Here is a 12,136-nt window from a genome sequence, read left to right on the forward strand (position 1 = left end):
AATGCTTGGGTGATTAAGAAAATATTCGATGGGGATACTAAGCGATGGGCATTGCAACTTATCATGTATTCGGTTTCTAATTTCTAAATACATCAATGAATCCATCCCCATTGAGTACAAATCATCTTTTGCTGCAGTTTGATCCAGCTCCGGCATCCCCATAACATCCGCAGTAATTTTACATAAAGCCGAACTCAACATAGCCACACGCTCTTCATGAGCATGCTCTCGAAGAGCGTTTAAAAAGTGTTGAGCTGGTGCAGGAGCCTCCCTGCTCTGAGCGAAAAACTCCATTTGTTTCGGTGCGTTTTTGAAATAAATATCTCTATCAATAGGGCATACTGAAATTTGCGTCACCTGATGTGTCAATAAAACATCAAGAATATCCACACTGTCTTTATCTAAAGGAATTAAACCTTGTTGTTTCATTGCTTGCGTAAGATTTGCTGCCATCCCCACCGTATGAAAAGGACCCCAGTTAATCGCAATTGCGGGTAAACCCAACTGATGTCGTAAATGCGCTAGCCCATCTAAAAATCCATTAGCAGCAACATAGTTTGACTGCCCTTTTGATCCTAGCACCGACGATATGGAAGAAAATAAAACAAACACGTCCAACTGAATATTTTTAGTTAATTGATGCAGAATCTGGGCGCTTTCCATTTTCGCATGTAACACAGTTTGAATATCTTCATCGCGTAAATTGACAATCAAGCCATCTTTAATGACGCCTGCGAGATGAAACACGCCTCTTAGAGGTTTGGAATCTTGCTCAGCATGCTCAAATATCTGCTTCATTTGCTGATAATTACTTGCATCAGCAGCATAATGCCTAATGTAGACTTGTTTTTTTCTTGCCCTTGAAATCAAGTCCTTTGTATCCATTGAACATTCAGAGCGACTAGTAATAATAATATGTCTAGCACCTCTAAGAATAAGATATTCAATTAATGCCTTTCCTAAACCTCCAGTGCCTCCCGTAATGAGGTAACTTGCCTCTCTATCAAATAATGTCTTTTGTTGCTCAGGAGGAGGAGACAATTGTCTTTTTTCTAGCCTGGGGACATAAATTGAATCTCTTACTGCAAATTGAGTTTCCAAATTTTTAGCAGAGAATAGATAGTTTAAAAGCTTGTTCAAATTGCCGTTTGAACCTAAGTCAATCGCATAATTTCTACTGAGTCCGAGCTCATTTCTAAAGCTTTTCCAAAAAGCACTCGCCATGGTATGCTCGGGATTTACTTTTTCATCATTAATGCTATAGGCATTTTCTGTAACTAATATAAAACTGCTCGGGCATGATTTAAACATTTTTTGACAGCAATGAAACAACGCCGTAAATTGCCCTTCTTCATAAAAGAAGATTATATTTTTATTTTCTATATTCTCTAATGTATTCACATCATCTGTACGCTGGTAAACAAGATGGCCAAATACTTGTTTCGCTTTCATTTCATCTTTCGCTATAACCCAAAAATCAGGTATATCTGATGTGCTTAGCAAGTTTACATTAAGTTTATTCCAGCTTATTTCATAGAGATGATTCAAATTAGATTCATTGCCAGAGATTGGGCTCGCCTGTCCTAAATCGATACTTAATAAAGAGTTCCTTTTTTCAAACCAAAATTCTCTCCGGTCAAACGCATAGTTAGGCAGCGTTACTTTTATAAATCGATAACCACAATTTTTATAGTATAAACTCCAGTCTACATTGTTGCCTTGCAAATAATCGGCAAGCAGTGACATTAGTACCGCATCGTCGTGTAAATCAAACGGATTATTTTTTCCCTGCGATGAGGCAAATTGGCCCATATCTAACAATCGCCCCGCCTCAGCAGCGCTTTTAGCAACCACAGCCAACCGATAAGGATGATGTTCTCGGCAAGTGGCAGCGGTAAAACATACATCACTAAAACTATCTTTTGTTGTTTCTAAATACTGTTGATATCGTTTTGCCAAATGGTCTAATGAGGCTTGGGTTTTTGCCGATATAACCAGTAAATTTAATCTGGCTGGTTGAGGTGGACTTTGATCTGCCGTTACAGCAAATTCTTGCAAAATAAGATGGGCATTCGTACCGCTGAAGCCAAAAGAATTGACCCCTGCGCAGTTGGGTTTTGAACCCATGTTCCAATCCATATTTTGCAGAGCGATATGTGTATCATCTAGTTTTATATTGGGATTTAATTTCTTAAAATTTAAATTCTTATAAATTTTCTTCTTTTGTAGGCTAATGATCGTTTTAATAACACCTGCTATACCAGAGGCACTTTCAAGATGACCTATATTTGTTTTAACCGCACCGAGATATAATGGGTTATCTTTACTACGCTGGTATCCATAGACGTTATTAATAGAATGAACCTCGGTAGGATCACCTATAGGAGTACCTGTTCCATGCGTTTCAACATAGCTGATGTCACTGCTCGATAACTCGGTTTGTTTCAGCGCTTGCAACATCACTTCTTCTTGGCTTTTACCGTTAGGAGCAGTAAAGCCCATAGATTTTCCATCATTATTAACTGCTGAGGCTTTAATAACCGCTAAAACCCTATCCTTATCGCGAACCGCGTCCGCCAGTCTTTTAAGAAAAATGACCCCACAACCTTCGGAGCGCACATAACCATCTGCACCTGCGTCAAAGGTTTTACATTGACCATCGGGCGATAATGCCTTAGCGTTGCATAGAGCTATATTTATCTCTGGCATTAATATGACATTCACGCCACCAGCCAAGGCAAAATCGATTTCTTTATTTTTTAAGGCCTGACACGCATAGTGAATTGCAACTAAAGATGAAGAACACGTAGTATTAAAACTTATTGATGGTCCTTTAAAATCAAAAACATATGCCACTCGACCCGGAATATAACTTACTCCATTGCCGGTAACATAATAAAAATTTAATGTTTCATTTTGGTGTGGGTAATATCCCGTACCAATGGGACCCACGCCAGCAAATACACCAGTTAAACTATCACGCAAAGAACTGGGAGTGTAGTTTGCATTTTCCATAGCCAGATAACAACATTCTAAAAAAATTCGATGTTGAGGCTCCATCAATTTCGCTTCACGGGGACTAATACCAAAAAAATTTGCATCAAAATCTTTAATATTCTCCATTAATCCAAGTTTATTAACGTAGGATTTGCCTGGGACGTCCATATTTGGATTATAGTATTTTGCATTGTCCCATCGATCGATTGGAATATCCTTAATGCCACTCAGCCCTTCTTCAAGCAAGCGTTCAAATGCAGTAATATCAGGTGCATTAGGCAGTGAGCAGCTCATTCCTATAATGGCGATTGCATCGTCTGCCACCTTATGAGGCGCATTAATTGATGATTGCTCACTACTGTTTCTAGGTTCATGCCAATAGAGTTTTCTATCAAAGTAATACGGTGGTAAATCAACTTTATTGTATTGATTATCACGCTCATCTAGTCTTATGTTGGCCCCGGATAGATAAAGCTTGAAAATTTGATTGGCATCATTTCCCGTTATTTTGATGTCTTCTTTTATAGTGACTCTTTTCAGCTCATAATCTTTAGACTCTATTGTCTTAATTAACTCCATTTTATCTTTTGCAATGATGGCGCAGCGAAATTTATAATGGTCTCGGCAATTGAGCAAGGTATAGCACACATCACGCAAACTGCTGGAGGATTCCTTGAAATAGTGTAAGTAGCTTGCCATCATGTGTTGCAATGAGTATTCACTGTTTGCTGAAATGACAAAGCATAGCGGTTCACCGTTATCCGCAATAGGTTCCTTTGCTGTGAAACTTGGAGGCTCTTCAATAATGGCGCTCACATTGGTACCCGTAAAACCAAAATTGGATACTTGTGCATACCTCTTTTTATTTTGTTGTTGCGTAAAGGGTATCGCCTTAACAGGTATCAGTGCGGGTATGCTTTTTGGATCAATTGAGCTGTTTGGTGTTGCGTAATGTAGGTTTGCTGGTATGGTTTCATGCTTGAATGCCTCAATTACTTTAATCAGTGAGGCAATACCCGATGATGAAATTGTATGACCCAAATTACTTTTTAATGCACCGATAATTAGCGGTTTGTCATTGTCATGCTGGCCTTGGTGTATGTGTTGAATCGCATTAAACTCAACCGAATCACCAACAACAGTACCTGTTCCGTGTGTTTCAATATAATCAATGTCGCTTGCTGCTAAATGAGCTTGCTTTAACACGGATTGATGCATCGCAATCTGCGCCTCTATATTCGGGGCAGCCATGCCCATTCCACCACCATCCTGATTCATGACAATGCTTTTGATCACCGCATGGATCTGGTTATTGTCTTTAATCGCATCACGTAACCGTTTAACTACCACTACGCCACAGCCTTCGCTACGTGCATAGCCATCGGCTTTAGCATCAAAACTACTGCATTGGCCAAGAGCTGATAGCATATTGGCCTTGGTTACGCCGATAAAAATTTCAGGACAAAGACTAAGATGGACTCCGCCAACAATTGCCATATCGCATTGCTGATTTCTTAATGCCGTGGTTGCCAGATAAAGTGCTGATAAAGAGGAAGAGCATGCTGTATCCACCGTGATGCATGGTCCCTTTAAATTTAAAAAATAAGAAAGCCTGCCTGCTGCAGCACTGTCAGCAGAACCAATATAGGTATATGCATTAAATTTAATATTGTCTTTATAATTCAGCTGGTTGTAGTCGTTAGTAGAGATGCCACAGTACACCGCAGTATTTGAATTCTTTAATGAATCAAGGGGGATATTGGCATGGTTTAATGCGCGAATGGATACTTCTAAAAACAGGCGGTGTTGTGGATCAATTTGTTTTGCTTCAATGGGAGCTATTTCAAAAAAAGCAGCATCGAATAACTGAGGATCATTTAAAAACCCTCCTTTACGACTCACTATTTTATCGTCTTTCTGCCTATCAGCATCATAATACTTGTCAATATCCCAGCGATTTGCAGGCACTTCTTTGATTGAAGTCTGTTCTTTAATTAACATCTCATAAAATGCATCAACATCTTCGATATCCGCATTAACTCCGGGAAACTGACAATTTATTCCCACAATAGCGATCGGCTCATGCATTATATCGGAAAGATTATCTTCCGAGTTGTTCTTTATCAATTTAGAAATCCCCCATAAACTACACTATTCAGTATAGCTTTTTTCTTCGTTTTCGTCGCGTTCATCGTGTTCGGAGATGCATTTCCATATAATCTCGCACCTCACTGAATGTGCTTGAGTTGCCGACTCGGAATGAGTTACCCATCATCCCAACCTTTATCTTTATAACATGTTCAGGCTTTTTAGGAATAAACTCTGGAATATCATCAGGAAACACAATGAACACGATACAATGCAGCCAAATGCTCGCTCTGATTTATTCCCCGAAAAGTTCACAGGGCGAACAAATAATTTCTATTGATTATTATTTTAAAATCAAGTACTTATTGCACGTCACAGACACTAACTTTTAAGGAGAGCAACATGTTTGGTTTTTTTCATCCAAAAACACAAGCAAAAATCTATATGACAACTTCAATAACGTTTTTTATATGTGCTGGTTTATTAGACGCTGTTCTCAGTTCTGGATTGCGTAATGATGATGGCGATATACCTTCCGGATTAAATAATGAGGCCGATAGATGCGAAGCACTTATTGATCAAGCTTATCTTCATGAGCATAAAATTAAAGCTACCTGCATAAGTTTAGTAGGAAATTTGCTCTCCAGTTGGGCCTGTATGGAGCCTCATTCAAGAAGTGAAATCGCAAGAGACATAAGCAGGCACGGAACCTGTCGGGACTATATTGAGAATAAATATCCGCCGGAGCCTCCAGAATGGCAACCAACCCAAAGTTGGGGTCTCCGATAATTATGAACCACTACATCTGAGTAGGAATCAATAAACATCATTATGAAGTTTGGTTGAATTACAGCAAGCCTAGGTCGGGCCCTGAGGGATCGACCTACATTTGCTAATGAGCATTTTATTTTTGCGGCACAATAAACTACTGGGCCAATTTAATGACCTCTTTTAACCCATAAGATTAAATGATAAAAGGTGGTGGTTTTTCTGGTTCTGTCGAAAATAGAAAATACAGATTATGCCATCTTTTGTTTTTCCGCCACTTTTTCTTTTGGAACAAGCACTGGAAAATAATTTTTCCATAAGACTGGTTGAGGATTCAGCTAAGTCAGTAGAATCTTCATCAGCTTGTTCTTGTCTTATTTTGTTACTAATCTCATCTTTATTTCTAGAGTCCATGGTCATCTCGTTAGATATTGTTAGATAACAAGCTCCCCCCTCTTTCTTTAATTAATTATAGCAATTAACTAGTCATCCTTAGCGACACACCATTTAAATCAATAAAAATTGCTAACAACATTGGTTAAATATAGGTTGCGGCATTTAAACTCTCAACTTCTGTATTTAATTCCTGAGCCTGATATTGCATATTTTTTATATAGCATATTCGGCGTGCTAGAGAACCAGTAGGGTTAAAATTTTCTTGCATTTCTATCCTGTTTAATCTTTTTAATAGATCATCTAGATTGTTACTTTTTTGAAGTATTTCATTAACCTTATCAGCATAATGCCGATTCCAGTGAAAAGTAGCAAAAAGAGCAAATCCCGGGCTCCAAGAGTCATTTTTTGTATAATCCTTTAAAAGATTTTTTGCCTTCTCAAATAAATCTTCTGAAGGCGAATGAGTCAGTTCATTATAGCTATCAGGGAAGTATTCTTTTTTCCTGTATTCAATCAAATCTATTGTTCTTTCTGATGTAAGAGAGAAAAGACTCATATCTTTTGGAACGGTAAGCGTTTTAACAGAAACAGGTAATCTAATAATCAAATCACGCAATACTTTATCATCGATAGCCTGTTTTTTTTGTGGGTTCCCTCCTAAAAGAGAAATTTCTTTTATATTATTTGGAAAACTACTAAAAAAAGGAATCAGTTCTTCATAAGTACAATTTTCAATCACTTCCGCATTGATGGTGAAATGAGTTATGTGCTTTGGAATAGCCTTTATCACATCCTCTGGATTTTTCAATTTTTTTTGGAGATTAAAATTAACCTTATTTATAAAATTTGGTAGCTGTTTTAAATACTCAATACAATCCCTTTTAGATTGCTCAGAAGCGATTACCGAAGGAGGATAGTTAAACACCCGAAATCCATAAACAATAGAAGTCGTGAATTTATTGGGGAAAAGATCAATATTTTCGGCCGCTTCCCGGCTCTCGATAATAATATCATCGTTTTTGCGCGGCAGCCCCTCCATCATATTAAAAGCTTCTTCCAAAAGCTCTTTTGTGATTGGCATTTCATTTTTTCGATAACAATAAACCTCGTCTGAACAAAATTCATCCGGCTTTATCCTTATATCTCCTGATTTTTTGCTAGGCGTTTTTTTAGTACCATTAAATGTAAATAATATCAAACCACCCATAAGCCATACCTCAAAACTATTTATATCCCTTTAGATTAAAGAAGTTATATTTTGGTATGCTTAACTCCTATACGTAAAAATCGCAAATATAGCGGGGACGGTCCGGGACGGCCCCCTGTAAAAAAGAAGCAAATTGCCATTAATTACTACAATAAGGAGATTGGGCAATCCTATCGAGAGATTGACTATTTCTGGGCATGCCATCACTGTAATAAATTGAAAATCCCTCATCGCACTTTTTCTAACTGTAATAATTTAACTCTTTCACCCGATTTCTCTAAAAATCATTACAGGAAACTCCTTGAAGCTTGATTGCAATGCACCTTAACACGACGTTATTTGAAAAGGTCAAAAATAAATCTTTTTGATCTCAACCCACTTGGTATGACTTTATTATTATTTGACCATTTTTTAGGCTTCTAGATGGGTATTTATGCAGCATTTGCGATATTTCCTTAATCATCTGGTAAGAAACTGAATGTTACTCTTTAACATGAATTGCAAATTTAATTCGCATTTTGTCCAATATTCGCGACCAGGAGCTGTCATGCAATCAAAAGAGACTTATTTCGTGCCTATAGATGTGAAAACATTTACACCGTTTATTGAAGAACAAGTAGACACAGGCAGCCACTGGACGCGTCGAGGAACCTTACCTGACAGCCAACAAACCTGGTTTTGTAAGACAATGAGAGATCCTATGGCAGCAAAGATAGAACTTCTGGCCCAGGAATTTTTTAGGTTCCTCATCCCTCACCAACCAGAAACACGTCTGGCTGCAGATAAGAACCACACCCTTCACGTTCTGTCTCAAGAAGTACCCGGTTATAAAAGTTTGCCCTTAAACCAACAAAACAATTTTAGCAATGGCGTCTTCACCGGCTTGGGGCAAGCTTTGGTTTGCTCCGTATTCTTAGAGGAGGTTGATTTAAAAAACGGAAATATATGTCTTGATGAGGAGAACAGGGTCATCAAAATTGATGGCGATTGGTGTTTTGCAGAATTAAAAACTGATTATACTGAGGACCGCTCATTTAACCTGTCTCCAAAGACAATAGCATCTCTGCCATACCCAATGGATTTCCCAGCCTTTGAATGGTTGGACTATACGGTAAAATGGGTCAAAAATAGAGAGAGCAAGATAGTAAATCCGACTCTGTCTAACTCAAAACAGTTTCGGACTGAGGTGAATGAAGCAATACTGAAAATTTGTTTACTACCAGACAGCTTTATTGAAGCCTTTACAGAGTTCTATCTTCCTTCCGAAGGAAAGCGCTTTAGTGACTTAATGAAAGCTCGCCGTGATATCTTAAAGCAAAGCGCCTTGCAAAATAATTCTTTTAAGGACTATTTAAAAACACAGGAAGCTAAAAATGCTGTGAATGCTGTTCTGGAACAAATTAAAACTTTCAAATCAGCAGGTGTATTTGTATTCAACCCTGATCTTCAAGCCAAATTGACAAAAGAAATTTCTCAATTAGATTGGCTCTCTGTGATTTGGCCGGAATACAAAAAATGTTATCAATTAATTCTATCCCTCGAAGGTCAGTTGAATCCTAAAGATACACAATTAGCACAATTTATTTTAGATACAATTGAATCTATTGAAGAAAAAAAGAATAATCCTAAGAACCTTCAACAAAATATAATAAATTTAAACGATGCATTCGCCGCTATGGACTCCGCTGAATTTAAAGCAGTGATAAATGCTATTGCGTCATTTAATGCAAATATTGGTTTTTTTATGGAGTCAAAAGCAGAAAATATAACAAAAGCATTATACAATACGCCCCTTAGTGAACGCGATAAAGTTATTTCAAATCCCACTGCCAATGATGTTCAACGAGCTTTAGCTTCCCATAGGCATCCATTAAGGGATAACCCCATATTGTCTGGGGGAAAGATTGATTATGACAAAGCAGCTAATGCTTATAAAAACCTGAAGGACAGATTTACTCCCATCGAAGAATTATCTGATGAACAAGAAATAAAGCTAAATTTAAACTGAGCACTAAAAAAGGACAATATTATGTCAGAAAATAAGTTTAATATATTCAATCACTTACAAAAAACCAAGGGTAATTCAATACCTAATCGGATTAAAGAACTTCGATTACTTGTAAAAGAATTAAACAAAGAAAATAACGAACTCGTGGAAAAAATATGGGATATCAATCTCAAACTCGATGAGTTTAGGAATGAGGAAGAGACTAGAGAATTACTAAATAAAAAATCTAACCTAGAACAGCAACTTGATAATGAGGATTATGCCTCAAGGATTGCTGAACTGACTAAAACGATTCATGATCTCGAAATACAAGAATATGGCAGCTCTGATTATGGCAGTAGATCAGTCTTTAAACTCTAAAGAATGCAGAAATTATAATGATCCTGACGCGTCATTTTTTAATAAGAAACACTAAAAAAATAGCAGCTCAAATATTCAAAGTTGAATGAAACGGATGCCCATGAAATTTTGGGATTTGATGCTGCTACATTAATCGTCTTATTGATTATTATCCTATTACTTTATCTTAAATAAGCAATTTCAAACTGTACAACATTGAGATAAAGATTGCCGCTATTCAACTGATCTCCATCTATATTCAGATGGGTTTGCCCAATATATTTAAATTGATAACCTACACTTAACAACCAATGGGTATTCAGCGCCTCATGCAACCCAGCACCAACCTGATACATAAACGAATTTGAACTCTGATTTTCGACAAAAGGATTGTAAACTTCATTATTATCAAGAGAAGAAATACCTAGTCCCAGAGCTTGGTTAAAGTTCATTCCAATACCGGCACTAACGTAAGGATTCATAGCGAATGTTGAATCATAAATCAACTTTCCTTTGACCCCAACATCTATATGACTTAGCCTGAATTTATAATTGAAATTATGAAAATTAGAATTAATCCCATTCCATATACTGCCATTTAAAGCAATGGTACTGGTTTCAGCAGCAACCAAGCCTACCTGTCCCATTAGGTTTGATGTAACTGCTTTTTGAACTCCAAGAAATTGTTCACCATTAAATACAGGAGAATTGCTGCTTTTATTATGAAGAAACGTTATTTCTAAGTCTGTATGTCGCTTGAATGTCTGTGGATTTTGCTTTGATCCACTTATCCAAGCAGGTCCAAAGCTTAAATCAAGCAAGTAGTGAGAATCCAAAGGCATTGCGTGCTCTGTAGCAGCTAAGGCAAATGCAGAAAATACACATAAAGAGGCGTAAGAAGTAACTTTGACCCCTGAGATCCAGACTCTTAAAATAAGTTGGTATAGTTTTTTTAAGGTCAATGATACAATTTTATTCATCGTAAAAATATCCTTTTTGTATTTACGTTTCATGATTATTCCTGGCAAATCATATAGAAAAAATTATAAATATCAAAGAGTCAACTCATTCTGCTAAGCAATATCCCTAAAATTTTTCTAGAGTATAAAGTTCGTCATTATTAAATGAGCTAATCCCCATTTTCTGGGCGGCACAAATAGTCAAGAGCACAAAGCGCTAACTTTTAACCCGTAATTTCGATTTTCTAAATTGCCTATTATTTATCACAGCGAATCAATTACAATATATATTAATGTTTAATTAACAAATAAATGGTAAAATAATGAACAATTACTTAATTTGTTCTTGTATTTGGCTATTAGTTAAAACTAGTGCGCAAAGATTATTAGAGGTTATAGTCTATGAAAATCGATATCAGTAGTGACTTACTCATACGTAAAAATCTTAACGGTGTTCAACTAATTAGACCTGATATGGTAAGTAGAAATGAAAGAGAACGGTTGTATACTGTTTCTCATCTCTTGAATATGCCCTTTTGCGTTTACTTTATGGATACACAAAGTATCCTTAAAAACGTAAATGAGTATTCTGCTAGTAGCTGTGGTTTTACATCTTCTCATGATGCAGTTGGCAGATCAGCTCGTGATATTGCAACAAAAGAATCCGCCGAAATGATCATCAAACACGATCAAATAGTATTACAACAAAAAAAAATGATAGTTCAAGATGAACCTTTTGAACAATTAGAACATCATATTAAACGTCCCAGTGTGGCATTCAAATTTCCTTTACTAAATAAGGAAAATAATATCATTGGACTATTTGGCTGCTCTATTGTTCTTAATGACCAACAAAATTCTTTTGCCAATGCTTTAAGCTTATTTATTCAGTCAGGGCTCTTAATACACCCTGATGAAATAACTTCGGCTGGGCAAGATAACACAAATTCAGCTCGCTTAAAGCAACAGTGTACTCCAAAAGAACTGGAAATATTAACCCATATTGTTTCCACAAAATCGGCTAAAGAAATTGGGAAAGCACTTAATATGTCTTACCGTACTGTTGAAGATTATACAGAGAAGTTAAAACTCAAAATGCATGCAAAAAATAAAATTGAATTAATTAAAATAGCTAGGGAATTTTTACCAAGATCTTAATAGCATCTCCTGATTGGGTTGGCTCTGGATACCCTACCTATGAGTCCTTTTCGCTATTGGCACTACTGTCATCCCCGCAAAATTAAGCGCGCTTTGCTCCTGAGTCAGGTCCAAGCCATAAGGATTATCCTCTTCCTTGCCTACCACATCACATATCGGTGTCGCGGCCGCCGCAAAAAAGCGCATGCCTTGGGTTACGGACAGCGGCGAATTAAG

9 protein-coding genes are annotated in these 12,136 nt (G+C 37.0%); 4 read left to right on the forward strand and 5 right to left on the reverse strand.

What is annotated here, in order from left to right; all coding sequences use genetic code 11:
* On the reverse strand, positions 1 to 5,124 hold a 5,124-nt coding region (locus BGO44_RS09305), incomplete at its 3' end, for a type I polyketide synthase (RefSeq protein ID WP_502688217.1).
* Between the two features lie 363 nt (positions 5,125 to 5,487).
* On the opposite strand from BGO44_RS09305, the gene BGO44_RS09310 reads away from it, so the two are divergent.
* Positions 5,488 to 5,874 carry a hypothetical protein gene (locus BGO44_RS09310; RefSeq protein ID WP_058510484.1) on the forward strand — a complete coding sequence of 129 codons (387 nt, stop codon included), beginning with the start codon at positions 5,488 to 5,490 and terminating at the stop codon, positions 5,872 to 5,874.
* 162 nt (positions 5,875 to 6,036) lie between these two features.
* Here BGO44_RS09310 and BGO44_RS09315 read toward each other — a convergent pair whose 3' ends face one another.
* Together BGO44_RS09315 and BGO44_RS09320 are read right to left on the reverse strand one after the other, a co-directional pair.
* Positions 6,037 to 6,267, reverse strand: coding sequence for a hypothetical protein (locus tag BGO44_RS09315; RefSeq protein WP_286823092.1), 231 nt, complete (start codon positions 6,265 to 6,267; stop codon positions 6,037 to 6,039).
* Between the two features lie 124 nt (positions 6,268 to 6,391).
* Positions 6,392 to 7,456: a DUF5617 domain-containing protein gene (locus BGO44_RS09320; RefSeq protein ID WP_273201598.1), complete on the reverse strand. Its 1,065-nt coding sequence runs from the start codon at positions 7,454 to 7,456 to the stop codon at positions 6,392 to 6,394.
* 547 nt (positions 7,457 to 8,003) lie between these two features.
* On the opposite strand from BGO44_RS09320, the gene BGO44_RS09325 reads away from it, so the two are divergent.
* Both BGO44_RS09325 and BGO44_RS09330 read left to right on the forward strand, forming a co-directional pair.
* Positions 8,004 to 9,464, forward strand: coding sequence for a hypothetical protein (locus BGO44_RS09325; RefSeq protein ID WP_058510487.1), 1,461 nt, complete (start codon positions 8,004 to 8,006; stop codon positions 9,462 to 9,464).
* A gap of 21 nt (positions 9,465 to 9,485) precedes the next feature.
* Complete coding sequence (locus tag BGO44_RS09330) at positions 9,486 to 9,824, forward strand: hypothetical protein (RefSeq protein ID WP_058510488.1); 339 nt, start codon at positions 9,486 to 9,488, stop codon at positions 9,822 to 9,824.
* Between the two features lie 161 nt (positions 9,825 to 9,985).
* On the opposite strand, the gene BGO44_RS09335 is transcribed toward BGO44_RS09330, so the two are convergent.
* Positions 9,986 to 10,783 carry an outer membrane protein gene (locus tag BGO44_RS09335; protein WP_157070716.1) on the reverse strand — a complete coding sequence of 266 codons (798 nt, stop codon included), beginning with the start codon at positions 10,781 to 10,783 and terminating at the stop codon, positions 9,986 to 9,988.
* Between the two features lie 381 nt (positions 10,784 to 11,164).
* Here BGO44_RS09335 and BGO44_RS09340 point away from each other — a divergent pair, with 381 nt between their 5' ends.
* Positions 11,165 to 11,920: a helix-turn-helix transcriptional regulator gene (locus BGO44_RS09340; RefSeq protein WP_058510490.1), complete on the forward strand. Its 756-nt coding sequence runs from the start codon at positions 11,165 to 11,167 to the stop codon at positions 11,918 to 11,920.
* A gap of 33 nt (positions 11,921 to 11,953) precedes the next feature.
* Here BGO44_RS09340 and BGO44_RS09345 read toward each other — a convergent pair.
* On the reverse strand, positions 11,954 to 12,136 hold a 183-nt coding region (locus BGO44_RS09345; RefSeq protein ID WP_286823096.1), incomplete at its 5' end, for a hypothetical protein.

Origin of the sequence: Legionella sp. 39-23, from assembly GCF_001897665.1 — a bacterium.
Lineage (GTDB): Bacteria > Pseudomonadota > Gammaproteobacteria > Legionellales > Legionellaceae > Legionella > Legionella steelei.

Excerpts from the sequence above, each read along its gene's own strand:
- BGO44_RS09320 (WP_273201598.1), bottom strand. The coding sequence starts at position 7,456 with ATGGGTGGTTTGATATTATTTACATTTAATGGTACTAAAAAAACGCCT.
- BGO44_RS09340 (WP_058510490.1), top strand. The coding sequence starts at position 11,165 with ATGAAAATCGATATCAGTAGTGACTTACTCATACGTAAAAATCTTAAC.
- BGO44_RS09310 (WP_058510484.1), top strand. The coding sequence starts at position 5,488 with ATGTTTGGTTTTTTTCATCCAAAAACACAAGCAAAAATCTATATGACA.
- BGO44_RS09330 (WP_058510488.1), top strand. The coding sequence starts at position 9,486 with ATGTCAGAAAATAAGTTTAATATATTCAATCACTTACAAAAAACCAAG.
- BGO44_RS09315 (WP_286823092.1), bottom strand. The coding sequence starts at position 6,267 with ATGGACTCTAGAAATAAAGATGAGATTAGTAACAAAATAAGACAAGAA.
- BGO44_RS09325 (WP_058510487.1), top strand. The coding sequence starts at position 8,004 with ATGCAATCAAAAGAGACTTATTTCGTGCCTATAGATGTGAAAACATTT.
- BGO44_RS09335 (WP_157070716.1), bottom strand. The coding sequence starts at position 10,783 with ATGAATAAAATTGTATCATTGACCTTAAAAAAACTATACCAACTTATT.